The following is a 17,182-nucleotide window of genomic DNA, read 5'->3' as shown; positions in this document are numbered from 1 at the left end:
ATTTTCCTAAAATGGCTAGCCTAATATTAATCTTCAAGATCTGGTTTCCCAATCACATAAGCAGCCACGCAGACCATTATCACAAAAAGGTGCACAAAGGCACCTTTTCATTAAAAGAATTGCCGCCTTAGTTTACTTATCTGGACTATCGACAGGCTCATCATTCGATGCTTGGGGTAACTCAGCAGGACTCTCTTCGCTATTGAGCCAAGTCAAAAATAGCTCATACCAAATAGCCAAAATAACCGCCCCTAAAAACAGGCCAATGATCCCCGCCGTTATCATGCCACCAATCGCCCCGATAAGGATCACTGGCATTGGTACATCGACCCCTCGTCCCATTAACATAGGTTTTAACAAGCTATCGGAAAGCCCTGCAATTATCACCCACACCGTAAATATGGTCGCCGGGGTGGAATCATGGGTTGAAAAAACATAAAAAATAAGCGGCAGCACGACAATAAGTGGCGGCAACTGTGCGATGCCAAAAATAAACACTATGACGGTAAACAAACCTGCCGCAGGAATGCTAAAGGCAAACAACGCTGAGCCGATCAATAGCGACTGGATAAATGCCACCCCAACCACACCCAGCAATACGCTGCGAATCGTGGCGGCTGTTAAACTGGTCCACTCTTCACCATGAGGACCAACAACACGCATCGCAACTGTAGTCACTGCGGCCGAACACTTTTCCGCATGAGCCATAAAACCACCAGCAATAGCCAGTGAGATAATGAACATCACTAAGCTACCTAAACTACTGCCCAACATACCCGCGGCGGCTGACACCCCGGTTTTTATTTGCGGCAAAAAATGCAACAAGGCTTTTTCTAAATTAGTGGCGAACAGTGCCCACACTTCAAATAACTTATCGCCAATCAAAGGAATATCGGCAACTTTTTGTGTGGGGCCTGGAATGTCAACACTCCCTGACTGTAACACCTCAACCGTCCGAGACACGCCATCGAAGAGTGAACTTGATACCATCCAGAACGGCGCGATAAGCAATATTATGCCCGCCAAGGCCAGAATAGTGGCAGCAATGCCCCTTCGCCCCTTCAAGGCACCTTCAAGTTTTTTTGTCATTGGCATAAGGGCAACCGCAATTATCGCTCCCCATAGCACAGGAATAACAAACGGCTTGATGATATCGAAGGTCCAAACAACCAGTATAAACAGCAAGCCTATTCGAATCGCCGACTCCACCATGTTCGCGACGAACAATTTACTTTGGTTATGTTGCATAGGGTTTTCCATATTAACGTTCCTGTTGTGGATCTTTTTGAGCCAATCCAGCGCTCACTAGACTTGCAACGACAATCGCCATGTAAAACACACCTGCAATTGCCTCCATATATACTGCAACCTGAGCAAACGGCGTATTAGGGCTAATATCGCCATAACCTAATGTCGTCAGGGTAACAAAACTAAAATAGGCCATCTGAGAGAAATTTTGTCCCCAAGCACTTTGCTCTATCCCCGAAAACGCATTAGGCGATAATGCCAATATTAGGAGGTAAACCAAGGCCCACATCAGGCCTAAGAGTAAAAAAAGTGCGATGGACCCCACGACTTGATTACCGTTAACAGAGCCTGCAAACAACACTTGCCTTGCAATAGAGCTAAAGGTGCCCCAGAAAAAGGCGAACATTAACCCAAGCATAAATAGATCAAGGTGAGGGATAGTGATAAAACGTTTGCTGATAGCCGTCACCAGCCAGATAACTATTAGCACTTGCATAAAACGCTTCCAGCTTTTATCGATCCCTAGACTCACCACACAAACCAAAAAGGTAATGGCAATAACGCCTTCAAGTAAGGACTCAAGCATCCCACCCATTAAGGACTTAACCAAAGACGCACTCAATAGCAGCACCACAAGCGCGGCCGTCATATAATAAAAATTATTTTGTTTGTTGATTTTTCGTTGGGTCAAGCTGACGCTTCCTTTCTGTTACAGTCTATTCTGTATAAAAATAGCCAATCCATTTGTGAATGCTTCTAATACAATAGCTTAGTTTGCAGCCGAATACCGAATATTTTTAACATATGCGCTACCGATTCATTCGGCAATATCAGCCTAACTCACCCAGCCTTCAGCTGAACGATGATGGTATCCAAGCAATAAAAAACCCGCGATAAATATCGCGGGCTCTTTGAACGCTAACATGTTTAATCTCGCTGCAGAGCGATAATTGGGTCAAGCTTAGCTGCCTTATTCGCAGGATAGAGTCCAAAACCAACACCAATTGTCATACAGACCCCAAGTGCTAACAAAATGGAAAAGGGAGACCAAGCCACAGGCCAACCCGCTGCCGAGGAGATAATCAGTGCTAGCAATAGCCCAACACCAATACCAATAATGCCGCCCGTACCCGATATGGCAATGCTCTCGATAAGAAACTGACGCGCAATATCTTTACGCTTAGCCCCTAACGCACGCAGCAGACCTATCTCCCCTGTACGCTCTAGAATGGTTGCCAGCATAATATTCATGATGCCGATCCCGCCAACCAGCAGGGATATGCCTGCAACACAGGCCATCACGATATTAAAGATTTGTTGGGTTTTCTGATGTTGGGCAAGCAAGTCTGCAGGCACCACTACATCGAAATCTTTTTCTCCCCCATGACGCCGATTAAGCAAGTGTTGTAAGCTTTTTGCTGCCAAGGAAGGCTCAATACCATCCGCGAGCGCTAACTTAAATGAGTCGAGTTCATTCTCTAGGGTGTTAAAGTGCATCTTTTTGAGCGCCGTGGTTAACGGAATAAAAACTTGATTGCGCTCACCACCTAACTTCACCCCTTGAATACTCGCCTTGCTGTTCTCTTTCTCCGACAGCACCCCAACTACAGTGAACCATTGATGGTTAACCTTTATTAGGCTGCCAATCGCACTGCCTTGGGGAAACAGGCTTCTCGCCGCCTCGGGGCCAAGTACCGCAACCTGCTGGTAATAAGCTTCATCCTTTTCGTTAAGGGTTCGCCCCTCGCCTAATGGCAAAGCACTGAGCTGAAAATAACTGGGAGTGACACCTAAAACCTGTGCGTCACTGCGACCTTTAAGACTAAATAGACTAAATACTTTAACCTTTTTCTCGGCGCTCCAATTCTGAACGAATGGTAAGGTATCGCGGGCACTATCTATATCTCTAAGACTGAGGCCTATACTGTGTTCTCGTACCGATTTTAGCGCCTCTCCCTCTGCGCTACGAGCATTAACAACCAAGTTTTTAACGCCCATCGATTCGATCATCTTTAGGGCTTCGCGCTCGGCGCCTTCCCCCACGCTGAGCATGGCGATAACTGCCCCAACGCCGAAGATCATCCCGAGCAACGTCAAGGACGTCCGTAGTTTATGATGACGCATCTCATCAAAAGCCTGCTTTATGCCTTCCCAGTACACTGCTATGGGTAAACCTGCTTTCTTCGTCGACTTATTATTAAATCTCTGCTCTATCTTCACTGGAACTCTATTGACGGTCATACTCGATTCCTTTTCGGCGGAGTCGTCAGCGCGATAACATCGCCTTGCTCTAATCCTTCGGTGACAACCGTCCTATTTAAACTGCGATTGCCTAATTTAACCGTTCGCTTTGCAAAGCCTGCCGATGTCTTTATGTAAACCCAATATTCACCAGATTTTTGAAACAGTGCTTGATTCGGTACGGTAACTACATCGTTAAGATCCAGCGCGTGTACCATGGCATTAACTTGTCTTCCTGGTTGCATGATTTCGGTTAACGTCTTATCCAACGTCACTGTGATCTGAAAATAGTTAACCGGGCTATCTTGCTCTTTGGCTTTTGCCAAAGCATCGAGCTGGGTCAAGGTTCCAGTAATCGGCAACTCAGGATAAGCATCTAGGTGCAAGGTGACAGGTTTACCAACCGCTAAACCCAATGCCTCTGACTCCAAGACGTATAACTTAGCCTGCATCTTGGAGGTATCGGGTAACAGACCGATAGTCATCCCTGACCACATCATATCTCCAGCAACAGGCAAAGCCCCATTCCAGCCAGCTTGCGCTACAAATAAACCATCATGGGGCGCCACTATTTCCATCTGCTTTAAGTTACTAGAGTAGCGGCTCATCTTAGCCTTATGCCCTTTCTGCTTAAGCTTAATTAGCTCTTGCTCCGCCTGCGCTTGTGATCCATGTTGACCTAATCCCCAGTCGTAAAACTGCATTTTAGCTTCTAAATAATCCTGATTACGCATCTGGTCAATGATATCGATTTTGGTATAAACACGTTCATCGTCACTGAAGAAACGTTCGGCTAAATCTTGTTCCTGAGCGGTCACCTTAGTGTCGGTGTTCAAACTCTTATCTATGGTCTTGTCTTTTTGTGTCTGGATTTGACTGTCTAGGCCTAAACGGTCGTAATCAAGCTGCTCCATTTCTAACTTGAAGCTCTCTCGAGTCGAGTCCATTTTAGCCACAACATCACCCGCTTTAACTTCACTAAAGTTATCGATAATCCAAGCGAGAGACTGCGGCCCGCGAAGGCCTGTCGGGACGTTGACTGTCGTTGAATTACTCGCCTCTAACTCACCTGATGCAGGAATATCAACTTTAAAGTCGGAGCGGTTCACTTCGACAGTTAACACTCCTCCATTATCTGCTCCACCGCAGCCGCTCAATGCAATCGCAGACACCACAAATACACAGGCTAATATTTGTCTGCAGGCTTTAACAGGTTTTAGCACCACACTTTTGCTCTCTGGTCCTATCATGGCAGTAATACCTCTTCACCCTCTTGTAATCCAGAGGTAATCGTTACTCGCTCCTTACCCATGGCACCTAGCGCAACATATTGTTTTGTATTTTTAAATAATCCGGGCTTCAATACATATGCCTTACCTCGATCATAATGAACCGCATCGAGAGACAATAATAAATCTGGGCTGTTATTGGTTATATCGATGCTGATCTTCGCCGTCATCCCGGGGCGCATTAGCTCGGTATCCGGCTGTGCGATACTGGCTACTGCATCGAAGATCACTAACGGCACATCTTGATTTTTCACTCTGAACACGGCGCCAAGCTCGATGATCTCACCGTTAAAACTTTTTTCAGGGTTGGCATCGAGGCGGATCTTCAGCTTTTGACCCACTTTAACTCGTCCCGCTTCCACCTCAGGAATGGTCATATTCACTTGCATATGTTGCAGATCCGGAATACTAAGTACGGCATCACCAACGAAAATATTTTGCCCTTCGGCGACCTTATTACCCTGCTGATCGTTGCCATAGACGACCATGCCATCACGCGGCGCAATAAGTGTCATCGACTGTATGCCTTTCTCTAGCGTTGACACTTCAGCAGCAAACTTTTGCTGATCGCCAGCCAGCATTTTCATTCGCTGCTCGGCGCCTTTGATCTCAAGCTCTATCTTTTGATTGATCAGGGTGACACGATCTTTGGCAATAACCGCATCTCTTAAGTATTTCTGCTTGTCGATGACTGAGACGGTTTCATCAGAGATATCCACTTTCATCTGACTCTTCTCTTGATTCATCTTAGCTTCGGCAAGTTCAAGTTTTAGCTCTTCAAGCTTCTTGGCATTTCTAAGCTTTGAGGTCTCGATATCTTGAATTGTCGTCTCTAATTCTGCAGCCTTAACCGATAGTCTTTGGCTCAGATTGGAGGTGTCTAATTGAGCGACCCTATCGCCCTTTTTCACCTCACTGCCTTCTGGCGCCAACATTTTCACTTGATATTGCCATACTCGGCGCAGGGCCGGTGGTTTAAGACTCACGGTATTTGCCGAGACCAACTCACCTGTCACCTCTATCTGCTGCTCTAAAACACCAGTTTCAGCCTGGGTGACCGCTGAGTCTTGGCAAGCGGTTAGAAATGTGCCAAGCACGAATACACTGATTAGATTAAACTTCATGATGGTGTCACTCCAGCTTCAACTAACACGCTCATTCCGGGAATAATTTCGACACGCTCATCAGGACTGAACTTGATAGACACTCTAAACCAGTTACTGTTGCCCCACGCCGCCTGCTTTTTGGCCTGACGGCTAACCTCGGCCACATTACCACTGAGCACCACTTGAGACTGAGAATCGAGCCTTAAGCGCACTGGCTCGCCTAGCTTAACCCGATCAACATCGACCTCATTCACCCAAGCAATAATTTCAAGATCGTTTAACGCCGGAATCGTGACCACTTGACGCCCAATTCTGGCGTTATCGCCAACAGCATATTTTTTATCTGTCCATGGATCTCTTGAGTAGAGTACTGGTCCTGCAATTTCGGCGCGGATCTCAAGCTGCTCAAGCCCTAATAGCGCCTGTGAAAGCTCAAGTTCGGCGCGTTTCTTATCGATAGAAAGTTGTGCAAGAGACGCTTTGCGCTTATCTTGGATCTCGCTTAAGGCTTGGCGCTTCTTAACAAGCTCCGACTCCGCCTTGAGTTGATTGAACTGATTATCGGCATAGTCTTTTGCAGCGATAAAGTCTGCAGGGATAGCGGCATCAAGCTCGGTTTTTTCAAGTTCGAGTTTAGCCTGCTTGAGTTCAAACTGAGCTTGTAGTAACTGTGCATTGAGCTCAATAGATTGGCTTTGTTCCTGAGCTTTGACCCTTAATAAACTGCCTTCCAACTGCTCGATACGATTATCGATTTCGCTTTTATCGAAGATAACTACCACTTGGCCCGGCTCCGCCAAGCTGCCTTCAGGCATCATCCACTGAATTTGATAAAGCCAGGTATCACCAGCTTTCGGTACAATAAACGCCTGGGAAATAACCGAGGCAACCTGCCCTGTAAGCAGTAAGGGCATCGACTCACTGCTATTGATTGACACTGCGTCACCTTCCAAAACAGCTGCGATGGGCTGCTCAGTGCTTGCAACAGCCTTAGTACTTAAAACAAAATTCAGCAAAAAAGTGGCTGATAAACCCAACGCTAAACTAATTAGCCTGCAACGGCTCCCAGCTATAGCCTTTGGCTTCTTGTTGACATTAAGCGGCATTTTCACCTCTTTCCTCTATCTCAACGATATCGCCATCTCGCATGCGGATAATGCGCTGAGCATAAGCGGCGACCTCCTCTTCATGAGTCACTAAGATGATGGTCTGCCCGGCTTTATGTAGCTCGGTAAACAGCGCCATAATCTCAACCGAAGTTTTACTATCGAGCGCGCCAGTTGGCTCGTCGGCCAACAAAATAGCTGGCTTATTCACTAAAGAGCGAGCAATGGCTACACGCTGTCTCTGACCACCGGATAACTGGTTAGGTCGATGATCATGGCGGGCTCCGAGCCCAACACGTTTAAGTAGCTCGAGGGCATAGCCCTTATCTTGTTCGGCTTCGGCTGAAAACCTTAAAGGAAGCAACACGTTTTGCAGCGCAGATAAGCGCGGTAACAGATGAAAGCTTTGGAAAACAAACCCTATCTCCTTGTTGCGCACAGCAGACAAGGCATCATCATCTAATTCGGCGACCTGTTGATCATTTAAGCTATAACTGCCCGAAGTAGGCTTATCAAGACAACCTATGATGTTCATTAAGGTCGACTTGCCCGAGCCTGATGGCCCCATGATGGCGACGAACTCGTTTCTCGCAATAGAGAAACTCACCCCATTGAGTGCTTTCACGCAGCTGTCGCCCATTGGGTACTGCTTGGTTAATTCATGAACTTTAATCATAAAATGCTCATATGGCTGGATTAACAATCATCATACATAAGCCCTATCATACAGATAAGCATTAGTTAGCTAATTGGTTAATCTGCAAAAATTTGTAAATTATCGTCATTTTATCTATCGGACAACGATAGTGACTCAATGTTCGAAAGGAAAAGCTAAAAGTTGATAAGAGAAGAGCGTTAAGACGCATTAACATTACGGCTGGGCATGGCATTATCCTTGTTTTAGTGATCCCAATCCTTATGGGATCATCCGCTCAAACTAACTAAGCGCATTTCAAAACACAAGTCATGTCATACTGAAATGGGACTACTTGAAGGATATTCACCTAGACAGTTCATCTAACCGACTTTAGTTGCAAAGAGCTCCGGCTAGGGTAAAACCTGCAAGCAACACAAAAAATATCCATTGAAATAGTCGCTTTAGCGGCGCCTCAAGATCACTCACAAAACCGATATAGATTTGCCAAATAGCAAACAAGGCGAAATTAAGCGCTATAAACAGCAATACCCCAAAACTTTGCATCGGTGAGATAGCCTCAAAAGCGCAGCTTAATAGCAGCAAGCTAGACAAAACTAAAAACACTGACACATAGTGAAAAAGACAATGCACCACTGCCTTAGCCCCTGCATCAAAATCTGCATCTAGCGCAGGCTTTAAATAGTGAGTACGACCATAGGTAAAGTGGCCAACTGCGGTTATGACGGCAATGATGCCCGCGGTCAATAAGTAAAAATTCATCAGCGACTCCAAAACAGATTAACGTACGACAAAGCACTAAGACTTGGAAAGCGACTTGCTCAAGCCATTAGCTATCAGCAGTAGACAGGGAATTCATAAAAATTCTTACAACAAAACTCACGTTAAAAACCAAAAGAGCAACCTAATGAATATGATTGCTCTCTTGTGATCGCTCGATTATTAGAGGTAATTGAGGCTTAAGGCTTACATGGTAACCATGCTCCAGTAATCGAGACGCTTTTCTGGCTCTGCTAATATGCTTTTACACGTCTCTTTATACTTCCCCATCAGAGAGCCTAAGCTTTTTTCGTTTGGCATAGCTGCTCTATGCTTCTGTGCAGCGGCGGTGATAGCCGCAGAAACCTGCTCTTCTGTATGAAATTGTTTCGCAAGCTGTTCGGCTTGCTCACCCGATAGTTTTAACCGCTCTACCACAGCCGCCATTTGCGGCGCATCCATCGCAGAAATGGCATCGGTCGCGATATGGTAATAGGCTGCGCAATCGGCAAGTTCGCTAACAAAGGCGTCCTCCGCCTCCCCTGCCTGACTATTAAAAGAGAGTACGCTGGCACCGAATACAATGATAGTGAGATGAATCTTTGCAAACATCGAAGGTTATCCTTTTCTTTTTAGTTGCGAATAGTTAACACTTAACCTTTATTTCTACTTTAGCTTTTAGTGAATATCAAGCCCATGACAAAATAACTCGTTCTCTTTTTTAAAAGACAACAACTCTTAAAGCACGGATTAGTGTTGTTTTGATAATGAGCCTCACTGCTAGAGTTGCAGTCAGGCTCTTGGAGAGCGGGGGATGAGTCACTTACTTCTAGCGGGAGTGTTAACTCAATAAAGAGTATCCGCTATGACTCCTCATAATTCACGAGCTTATCCTTCAAGCCTTGCTTTACTTCTGGCCACTCCTTATCGATGATAGAGTAGATAACAGTGTCTCTGACTGTGTCATTTTTCAAAATTTGATGATTGCGCAAAATACCATCTTGGTTTGCACCTAGACGACAAATCGCTTGCCGAGCCACCTGATTGTGAACATGAGTTCTAAACTCTACGGCCATAACATCTAGCGTTTCGAAGGCATAACTAAGAAGTAGTAATTTAGCCTCAGTGTTAACCGCCGAGCGTTGAGCACTCTTTGAATACCAAGTGTAACCGATTTCTAATCGACGATGTTGCTGCTGCCAGTTACAGATCCGAGTACACCCTACAATCTCACCTGAATAGCGATCACGCACCGCAAAGGCGAGCGCTTCTCCTCTAGACTCTGCCTCTAATGCCGTTTCGATATAGGCTTTCATTCCGTCTGGGTGAGGAACGGATGTGTACCAAAGCTCCCATAAGTTACCATCTGCAACGGCAATGCTTAACGCCGCTTGATGTTCCAGTGTCAGAGGCTCAAGAACGATATGCTCACCCTCTAGGCTGGTCTCTTTTTGTTCAACGTTCACATAACCTCCTGTCTTTTTATTATTCTAAGCTAACATGCTCGATGACGAATTTTAACGAACTATCGATGACATCGATTCAACTGCCTGTTTATAACTGCCTGTATTTGACAGCCTATGCCAATTAACTAAGTTCTGATAGCAAAGTTCTGAACTTATTTTTTGCGATAACACTAAACTTTACAGCTTAACGCCCTGCTACAGATATCGAGCAAAGCTCTTACCGTCTTTCAACGCTTTGGTCGGCGCTTTAATCGCAGGTGTCCCTAAGTAGAGAAAGCCGACTATTTGATCACTACTTTCTAGATCGAGCAGTCGATGAACATTGGCATCAAAGGCTAACTCACCAGTACGCCATATACCGCCCAAGCCTTGTGCAAAAGCGGCTTGCTGCATCGCAAAAAGCGCACAGCCTGCAGCGAGTAACTGCTCGATTTCAGGAACCTTTGGGTGGGGTCTATGCTTAGCGACCACAGTGATCACCATAGGTGCCCTAAGAGGCATATTCTTTGCCTTGGCAATAAATTCCTCGTCGGCTCCCTTAGCTTGTAAAGCTTTAGCAAAAATATCGCCAAGGCGATCTAACCCATCCTCTTGGGCAATAATAAACTCCCAAGGGGTAAGGCCTGCATGATCCGGCGCACGAGTCGCTGCATCAAGAATATGCTGCAACTGTTGCTCATCAGGCGCAGGGGCAACTAGCCTTGGGGTGGATTGGCGAGTTAGTAATAATTCTAATGCGTCCAACGGATTATCCTTAATAAACGTTTTAGGAGAAAAGAATGACTTGAGTCTAAAGTCGTAATCGAGAATATCAAGTGGGTAAAAATAATCCACTCATATTAATGAAATTTAACCCGCAGACACAAGCACGATACAAGATTCACGCGCACTTTAACAAAAGAGCAAAGCTGAACATCTGCCAATAAAAATCCCACTGGCTAAGTGGGATCTGAATTCATCGTCGTAAACAATGGCAGTGAAGTTTAAGCGATACCATTACGTTTAGCGATATAGTAGTCAAGGCTTGTGTAACGCCCTCCCCCCATAAATAACAGAGCCAACAGCATAAATAGATAAGTAATCGCAAACTCAATACCATTGTTTAAAATCACCAAATTGCCCGAACTCGTTAACCATTCATAATTGCCATGCGCTTGTAAGAGCTCTTTGGCTTTGGCTAACTTCTCAGCGGAAGCGATCACCTGCTCATTAGCTAACCAAGAGCTTGGATCAGCAATTGCTAACCAGCCATTTTGAATATGTACGCTAAAAGCAGCTACAAACATGGTGATCGCCAGTGGAATTGAGACAAACCGAGTGGCCAAGCCTACCACCAGCAAGGCACCGCCAAAAAACTCCGTGCCGGCTGCCAGTGCCACCATCACCTCGGGAAAGGGTAAACCTAACCCCCAATCAGGATTACCAAACCAAGCTGCGGTGTCACTAAAGTTTGATAGCTTATTATACCCCGCTTGCATCAACACCGGCGCTAAATACAAACGTAACGTCAATGGTGCTATTCCTTCGCCATGCTTCAATAGGCTAAGAAACTTTTTGTACAGTTCCACAATTTGCATTTGATTTCCTCTTCAAAATAATCACTTAAGGGTCCAAGCTTAAGCGCTATTGTGACAATTAAAGCGCCTTCACTATACAGACCCTATTAGTTACGACTATCTTTCATAGCGATACCTCTCACTGCAAAAGAACTGAACTCCCCAACAGGGTTCCTCGCGCTCTGTATACGACTCCCACTTAACTCACTCAGATCAGTAATTAGGCTGGCAAGCTTCTTTTGAAAACGCCGTTTTTGTTGACCGCTCGCCAGTAGGTTAAGCGTGATAAGTAACTGACCAAAATTCTGGGTATTTGCATCGAGTGCCGTTTTATAGGCTGCTGATCTGAGCCTATCGGGCTGGCTCATTAAGATGGTAAGGCTATGGGATAACGCCACTTGATTGTGTCGATTCTTCAGTGCCTGCTCAAAAAGCCGGATCCACTCATGGCGATATTCAAGCCACATATCTAATGTCGTAGCCCTACTCAAGTTATATTGATGGATCGCCTGTTTTTGCTCTTGAGTTAATTTGCCTATCCAGCGCTTAACGCGTTTTTCGATACGCTCGTCAGCCATCTGGACTAAGGCTTGGTGATCTTTACCTAGGTACTTTTGATTAAGCTTCTTTTCATCGACTCTTAGCTGAGCAATAACTTGTTGAACTTGTTTATCGGAAAAGGAGCTCATGAGCGCGACAAGTGAAGGGGTAACAAACTCTAAAGTCCTAGCCCAGTGAGACTTAGCTTGTTCAACGTGTTGCGCCCAAAGCTGAGGCGTTAATGTTTGCTTTTCAAATGCGAGGGCAAGTTGTAATAACTGCTTTTCATAACGGGGAAGCTCTTCTGTACGATGCCAGATTAAGAACTGTTCCAAATCGTGCTGAAACTGCTTCTGCTGCTGATTGTTTAATGTGACATACTCTTCAAGCTTCCACTCAATAAGCCAGTCTAAAAAGTAGTACCCCATCTTTGTTGAGCAGCCCAGAAGCGTCACGAGAAGTAGAGCATATAAGCTTATTTTTCTCATCTCTCCCCCTTTGTTCCAAACAATGCTATTTATCTAGCATAGAACATGGTCACCGATTAGGGGATCGCACTGTGTCAATAACCGTTCTCCGAGCGACGATAAAGAGGTGTCAAACGTTCGGAACCGATTTTCGACTTAGAACTAATTTCGACTTAGAACTATGGTTCGCGGCCAATTAAAACCTGCTGACGATGAGATCTCGATATTGCTTGGCATATCCTAAATACTCTTGGCTTTGACATAGGCCATCTTCTTTAAGCTTGCCATCACTCATCATACAGTCAAACGCCATCTGCAATGCCCAGCACAAGGCAAAAACCCAATACAGATCCACCGCGGCTGGTACAGCCTTATCCGCATGTGGATTAAGGTTTGGATGATCTTTCAAATAATTTGCAATCAGCCAACGTCGTTGTTCGGATGACAGAGAGTGACTGGCAATAATAGAAGCCAGATCGCATAGTGGATGAGAGCTACAGGCATATTCAAAGTCGATACACTTGAGCCGACCACCAACCACCAAAATATTGTACGGATTTAGATCTCTATGACTAAATTGCAGGTTAACAAGGCAAGCTGATAACTGAGCTAGCATTTCATCAACGAGAGGAGTTTGGGCCAATAGCTGGTCATATAAGTTTATCCACCTCTCAGCAGTCTGGCACTTTGTTTTCGCTGCGCTTAACTGCTGCTGCATCTTTACTAAACGAAGCTGATACACCTGCCACTGCTGCTCAACGCCCATCACATTTTGCGGCGAAGGCAACTGCTTTAAGCCATTTAATAACTTAAGTAACAACTCCTCAGCTCCAGGCCATTTCGCCTGCAGCCTTGTAACGGGATGTGAACCATTTGCCGATATGAGTTGGCTCCAGCAGTTTGTCTGGTTTTGCTCGAAGAACTCGCTTAAATAGAACTGCTTATCCGGGCTAATATAGACCAATTCAGGCGCTAAATTGACGCGACTCGCCAGCTGCCAATTTTGCACTTCATGGTCTCGATTACAGATCTGTGAGCTGGCCCAGCTGTTAATTCTCAGAACCCATTCTGAGCCGTTCGGCCTTGTCGGGTGCAGCCCACGAACATAGTAGTTTTGATTACTTAGCCCTTGAGTCAAAGCCGCGATCATGCTGACTTGTGAAAGGCCTGCCTGCTCAAGGTAAGGCAATAATGTCGTTGTTAACGGCTGTGCCATTTATGCTGCACCAGACGATAGCGCGACATCACTGGAACCCTGCTGAACCTTCATCTGATTACGCCACATAACATAGCCAAACACCACCATGCCAATGTACAGCACAAAAAGAATCGCCGTTAACATCAAGCCTTTACTGACATAGAGGTAAATTGAAACCGCATCAATTACAAACCAGTAGATCCAGTTTTCTAACACCTTCTTAGCGACTAAATAGGTGGTCATCACAGCAAAACAGGTAGTCGCAGCATCCAAATAGGGAAACGCTGCCTGTGTTTGAGTCGCCATAAAATGGCCGACTGCAATGGCCAGCAGGGTCGTCATACCAATTAATTTAAGGTGGGTCGATAAACGCCAGGAAACAATGTTGACGCCCTCATGCTCCTTTCCCCCTCGCGTCCACATCCAGTATCCGTAAACCGCCATTGCCATATAGTAGACGTTAAGAACAGACTCCATCAGCAGTGACACTTTCCAGAACAATACCGTATAAATAGCTGTACTAATAAAGGCCGCCGCCCAGCACCAAATGTTACCTTTCATCGCCAGTATTAAATAAGCCACAGCCAATAATACCGCTACGGCTTCCCAAGCCGTTAGCGCTTGTGCTTCGCCAAAAGCCGCTGTAAAAGTATCGACTAAGGTTAGCCAAAATTCAGACATAATCAGTGTCCTCGACTCAGCGCAATGAAGGCCTTATCAAAAGTGTTGTCATCTACCGTTCAAATTAAAAAGGCCACAGAACAAATTAAAGCCTGCGGCCAATAAGCAAAGCTTTGTTATTCGCTGTGACTTAAATTTAGCTCACCACCAATAAACTTACACACGAAAACGGCCTTGCCCCACTTCTCATGCGCCGCTTGCATCTCGATGGCTAGCATCGACATCACCTCGCTGTACTCTCCACAAACTTGCGTTGCCATGGCATTGGTGACACGCTGGATATTGTCATAAGAATCAACTCGGGCGATAAACCACTTAATAGGATCTAAGTAGTTATCTTGCAGTGGGTAGCAACTGATCTCTGCTGTTAATTTCATAGTATTGGCCTCAGCCGCACTGAGTGCGGCTCAATAGTGTGGTTTGAAAGAAAGCATTATTATAAAAATTTGACGTTAAGCGTCACACCAATCTGGCGCGGATCACCGTAACGGATATATTGTTTATCTGCCCAGTCTAAATCTGGCTCATTACCGAAGTAGAAGCCGCGAACACCGTATTTTTCATCAAATAGGTTACGGCCCCAAAGATAAGCAGACCAGATCTCAGCCTCATAACCCACTTTGGCATTAAAGATTTGATAGGCGTCAGATTTAGACTCATTGCTGTCTGAGTAATAGAAGTCACTCTTACCGCTGGCATTAACGTTAGCGAACCAACCACTATCACTTCGGTAGGTCGCCCCTAAACTGAAGGTAAAGTTTGGCGAATGAGCAAGCTCTCGACCAGAAAGATCCACCACAGTACCGTACTTATCCTCGTATTGATAATCGCCATAGGCGGTTTCGAGCCAACCAACGCTGCCATAGATGTTCAGGTTATCGGTAGCGTACCAGTTACCGTCTAATTCGGCGCCATAGTTATGGGAGCTTCCCGCGTTTTCTGTAAACAGAATGAAGTTGCCCTCTTCACCCGGTACCGTCGATTGCTGCGAAGCCGCCACTTGCTGATCTTGTCTATCCATATAGAACACAGCTAAGTTAGTGTTAGCCTGACCGTCAAGCCAACTCGACTTCAAGCCTATCTCATAGTTATAGAGGATTTCAGTGTCGTACTCTTTCTTGTCGGCTAACTCGTCGGGCAGTGACATATTAAAGCCACCCGCTTTATAGCCACGCGCCACACGCAGATAAGTCTCATGGTTTTCAGCCAACGCCTTACTCAAAGCGATATGGCCGCCCCACATGGTTTCACTTGGAGCAAAGCTGTCACCTGCAGAGTCACTATAATCACTGTCTCGACGCTCGACGCGTAACCCGACAGAAAGCGCGTAGCTTGCGCCTAAGTCTGAATCCAATTGACCAAATAGAGCGTAGTTCTGTGCCTCATACTCGGCAGATAACTGATTATAAGTATCAACCGTATCGTTATCTTCCTGCAGATCCATGGCATACACACCAATCAGCCAGTCGGTACTGTCAGCCCAAATACGCCCCGACTCCGTTGACGATAATCTGAACTCTTGCGTGACTGTCTTTCTCTCGCCTTTTTTATCCCAGTTATACTCATATTCACAGGGACTACCGTCGCAATCTCGACTCGCCCAATAATCGGGATTAGCCCAGTCACCATCGTAGTTATGGCGAGTATCCGATTGCGCGAGTGAGGTTAACGAGGTTAACTCAAAATTCTGTGCGCCTGTATAGGTGAATTTAAGTGATGAGCCTGTCGTGCGCTGCTTATCAACACCGGGGGCATCGGTTAGTGTATCGAAACCATTATTGTCCAGTGTCCAAGCATCATAACCATTGTCATAATTTGCATGAAGCAAGGTTAAATCTATCTCTAAATCTTGAGTTGCATACCAACGTAATTTCGCGCGGCCAGTAAACTCATCACGATTATTGGTATCACTGCGACCTAGATACAAGTTATCGCGATAGCCATCCTGCTGGTGCTTCTGTAACGAGACGCGATAAAGCAGATTGCCAGAGTCGGTAATAGGGCCTGAGCTGAAACCACTAAAGGTTTGCAGATTATCATCTCCTAGAGAGACCTCAGCTCCATGTTCAAATACATCCGTTGGGTCGTTACTCTTAAGATAGATAAGCCCCGCCAACGCATTAGCTCCATAGCGGGTGCCTTGTGGTCCTCTTAACACTTCAACTTGTTGCAGGTCGTACATGCTTGACACCATGCCCAGGCCCGATAGGTCAATATCATCGACAACAAAACCCACTGAAGAGTTAGGCGCACCTTGGTACTCCTCCTGCTCACCGACACCACGAATTTGGAAATACTTAGGTCTTGAACTACCGCCAGACCAATTAAAGTTAGCAATACTATTGAGAATATCTTCGAAGTGCTGCGCCCCTTCATCTTCAATCTGCTGCTGATCGATAACAGTGACACTAGAAGGCATCTTTTCGAGTGGACTCCCCCGAAAATCACTGGTAACCACCATGACTTCAATATCATCATTTGTCGCAGGCAGATCTGCATTGGCTAAGGTAGCTGTGGAGGAGATAGCGGCAATAACCCCAAGGGCTACTGGTGAGTACGATTTTAAATTTAACATAGGACCTCAAAATTAAAAATTTGAGATCCGGCAACATAAAGAAGCGCTTGGAAAATGAATTGTGGCCCATTCCTACGCCGGTATTAGCCGGATCAGGTTCAAAGGGTTCGTTTTTCAACATCTCAGTCAAAGCCCACCAATCCAACTTTCGTTTAATTGACTTTAACACCCCTTGGCGCCGGCGATTATACATGAAATTTACAACTCCATGACAGGCTTCTTTAAAAATAGCGATTTTATGCATAAAAAAACGCCAGCTTGCTGACGTTTTTGTAACAGGTTTTGCTAAAGTGAT

17 protein-coding genes and 1 riboswitch are annotated in these 17,182 nt (G+C 45.6%); all 17 genes read right to left on the bottom strand.

Features of this window, described 5'->3' with window-relative positions:
- Nucleotides 1–132: 132 nt before the first annotated feature.
- A complete protein-coding gene (locus K5Q92_RS03515; RefSeq protein WP_220767660.1) occupies nucleotides 133–1,260 on the bottom strand; it encodes an AI-2E family transporter in 1,128 nt (375 codons plus the stop codon).
- A gap of 1 nt (nucleotide 1,261) precedes the next feature.
- Complete coding sequence (locus K5Q92_RS03510; protein WP_259649475.1) at nucleotides 1,262–1,939, bottom strand: potassium channel family protein; 678 nt, start codon at nucleotides 1,937–1,939, stop codon at nucleotides 1,262–1,264.
- A 236-nt stretch (nucleotides 1,940–2,175) separates the two neighbouring features.
- Nucleotides 2,176–3,489 carry an ABC transporter permease gene (locus tag K5Q92_RS03505; protein WP_374758436.1) on the bottom strand — a complete coding sequence of 438 codons (1,314 nt, stop codon included), beginning with the start codon at nucleotides 3,487–3,489 and terminating at the stop codon, nucleotides 2,176–2,178.
- Nucleotides 3,486–4,739 (bottom strand): efflux RND transporter periplasmic adaptor subunit, encoded by a 1,254-nt coding sequence (locus K5Q92_RS03500; protein WP_259649474.1) that lies wholly within the window; start codon nucleotides 4,737–4,739, stop codon nucleotides 3,486–3,488. Before K5Q92_RS03500 ends, K5Q92_RS03505 begins: the two co-directional genes overlap by 4 nt.
- Nucleotides 4,736–5,902, bottom strand: a complete 1,167-nt coding sequence (locus tag K5Q92_RS03495; RefSeq protein ID WP_220767659.1) for an efflux RND transporter periplasmic adaptor subunit — start codon at nucleotides 5,900–5,902, stop codon at nucleotides 4,736–4,738. Before K5Q92_RS03495 ends, K5Q92_RS03500 begins: the two co-directional genes overlap by 4 nt.
- Entirely contained in the window at nucleotides 5,899–6,822 is a 924-nt protein-coding gene (locus tag K5Q92_RS03490; protein ID WP_308443568.1) for an HlyD family efflux transporter periplasmic adaptor subunit, read from the bottom strand. Before K5Q92_RS03490 ends, K5Q92_RS03495 begins: the two co-directional genes overlap by 4 nt.
- Nucleotides 6,823–6,979: 157 nt before the next feature.
- Nucleotides 6,980–7,666 carry an ABC transporter ATP-binding protein gene (locus K5Q92_RS03485; protein ID WP_220767658.1) on the bottom strand — a complete coding sequence of 229 codons (687 nt, stop codon included), beginning with the start codon at nucleotides 7,664–7,666 and terminating at the stop codon, nucleotides 6,980–6,982.
- A gap of 351 nt (nucleotides 7,667–8,017) precedes the next feature.
- Nucleotides 8,018–8,407 (bottom strand): hypothetical protein, encoded by a 390-nt coding sequence (locus K5Q92_RS03480; RefSeq protein WP_220767657.1) that lies wholly within the window; start codon nucleotides 8,405–8,407, stop codon nucleotides 8,018–8,020.
- A gap of 204 nt (nucleotides 8,408–8,611) precedes the next feature.
- Nucleotides 8,612–9,016, bottom strand: coding sequence for a hypothetical protein (locus K5Q92_RS03475; RefSeq protein WP_220767656.1), 405 nt, complete (start codon nucleotides 9,014–9,016; stop codon nucleotides 8,612–8,614).
- 251 nt (nucleotides 9,017–9,267) lie between these two features.
- Nucleotides 9,268–9,870: a GNAT family N-acetyltransferase gene (locus tag K5Q92_RS03470; protein ID WP_220767655.1), complete on the bottom strand. Its 603-nt coding sequence runs from the start codon at nucleotides 9,868–9,870 to the stop codon at nucleotides 9,268–9,270.
- A 195-nt stretch (nucleotides 9,871–10,065) separates the two neighbouring features.
- Complete coding sequence (locus K5Q92_RS03465; protein ID WP_220767654.1) at nucleotides 10,066–10,614, bottom strand: NAD(P)H nitroreductase; 549 nt, start codon at nucleotides 10,612–10,614, stop codon at nucleotides 10,066–10,068.
- A 239-nt stretch (nucleotides 10,615–10,853) separates the two neighbouring features.
- On the bottom strand, nucleotides 10,854–11,447 hold the full coding sequence (locus K5Q92_RS03460) for a DoxX family protein (protein ID WP_220767653.1): 594 nt from the start codon (nucleotides 11,445–11,447) through the stop codon (nucleotides 10,854–10,856).
- A gap of 86 nt (nucleotides 11,448–11,533) precedes the next feature.
- Nucleotides 11,534–12,454 (bottom strand): DUF6279 family lipoprotein, encoded by a 921-nt coding sequence (locus tag K5Q92_RS03455; protein ID WP_220767652.1) that lies wholly within the window; start codon nucleotides 12,452–12,454, stop codon nucleotides 11,534–11,536.
- A 175-nt stretch (nucleotides 12,455–12,629) separates the two neighbouring features.
- On the bottom strand, nucleotides 12,630–13,649 hold the full coding sequence (locus tag K5Q92_RS03450; RefSeq protein ID WP_220767651.1) for a phosphotransferase: 1,020 nt from the start codon (nucleotides 13,647–13,649) through the stop codon (nucleotides 12,630–12,632).
- Nucleotides 13,650–14,312, bottom strand: coding sequence for a nicotinamide riboside transporter PnuC (pnuC, locus tag K5Q92_RS03445; RefSeq protein WP_220767650.1), 663 nt, complete (start codon nucleotides 14,310–14,312; stop codon nucleotides 13,650–13,652).
- Nucleotides 14,313–14,428: 116 nt separating this feature from the next.
- Nucleotides 14,429–14,689 carry a YkoF family thiamine/hydroxymethylpyrimidine-binding protein gene (locus K5Q92_RS03440; RefSeq protein WP_220767649.1) on the bottom strand — a complete coding sequence of 87 codons (261 nt, stop codon included), beginning with the start codon at nucleotides 14,687–14,689 and terminating at the stop codon, nucleotides 14,429–14,431.
- 59 nt (nucleotides 14,690–14,748) lie between these two features.
- Nucleotides 14,749–16,887: a TonB-dependent receptor gene (locus tag K5Q92_RS03435; protein ID WP_220767648.1), complete on the bottom strand. Its 2,139-nt coding sequence runs from the start codon at nucleotides 16,885–16,887 to the stop codon at nucleotides 14,749–14,751.
- Between the two features lie 52 nt (nucleotides 16,888–16,939).
- A riboswitch (TPP riboswitch) is annotated at nucleotides 16,940–17,070 on the bottom strand.
- Between the last annotated feature and the right edge of the window lie 112 nt (nucleotides 17,071–17,182).

The sequence above is a fragment of the Shewanella sp. MBTL60-007 genome, assembly GCF_019654915.1.
Classification (GTDB): Bacteria; Pseudomonadota; Gammaproteobacteria; order Enterobacterales; family Shewanellaceae; genus Shewanella.
Note: the sequence above shows the minus strand (reverse complement) of the source record. Positions and strands in the feature narration are given on the sequence as shown.

Excerpts from the sequence above, each read along its gene's own strand:
- K5Q92_RS03515 (WP_220767660.1), bottom strand. The coding sequence starts at position 1,260 with ATGGAAAACCCTATGCAACATAACCAAAGTAAATTGTTCGTCGCGAAC.
- K5Q92_RS03505 (WP_374758436.1), bottom strand. The coding sequence starts at position 3,489 with ATGACCGTCAATAGAGTTCCAGTGAAGATAGAGCAGAGATTTAATAAT.
- K5Q92_RS03500 (WP_259649474.1), bottom strand. The coding sequence starts at position 4,739 with ATGATAGGACCAGAGAGCAAAAGTGTGGTGCTAAAACCTGTTAAAGCC.
- K5Q92_RS03495 (WP_220767659.1), bottom strand. The coding sequence starts at position 5,902 with ATGAAGTTTAATCTAATCAGTGTATTCGTGCTTGGCACATTTCTAACC.
- K5Q92_RS03485 (WP_220767658.1), bottom strand. The coding sequence starts at position 7,666 with ATGATTAAAGTTCATGAATTAACCAAGCAGTACCCAATGGGCGACAGC.
- K5Q92_RS03480 (WP_220767657.1), bottom strand. The coding sequence starts at position 8,407 with ATGAATTTTTACTTATTGACCGCGGGCATCATTGCCGTCATAACCGCA.
- K5Q92_RS03475 (WP_220767656.1), bottom strand. The coding sequence starts at position 9,016 with ATGTTTGCAAAGATTCATCTCACTATCATTGTATTCGGTGCCAGCGTA.
- K5Q92_RS03460 (WP_220767653.1), bottom strand. The coding sequence starts at position 11,447 with ATGCAAATTGTGGAACTGTACAAAAAGTTTCTTAGCCTATTGAAGCAT.
- K5Q92_RS03455 (WP_220767652.1), bottom strand. The coding sequence starts at position 12,454 with ATGAGAAAAATAAGCTTATATGCTCTACTTCTCGTGACGCTTCTGGGC.
- K5Q92_RS03450 (WP_220767651.1), bottom strand. The coding sequence starts at position 13,649 with ATGGCACAGCCGTTAACAACGACATTATTGCCTTACCTTGAGCAGGCA.
- pnuC (WP_220767650.1), bottom strand. The coding sequence starts at position 14,312 with ATGTCTGAATTTTGGCTAACCTTAGTCGATACTTTTACAGCGGCTTTT.
- K5Q92_RS03440 (WP_220767649.1), bottom strand. The coding sequence starts at position 14,689 with ATGAAATTAACAGCAGAGATCAGTTGCTACCCACTGCAAGATAACTAC.
- K5Q92_RS03435 (WP_220767648.1), bottom strand. The coding sequence starts at position 16,887 with ATGTTAAATTTAAAATCGTACTCACCAGTAGCCCTTGGGGTTATTGCC.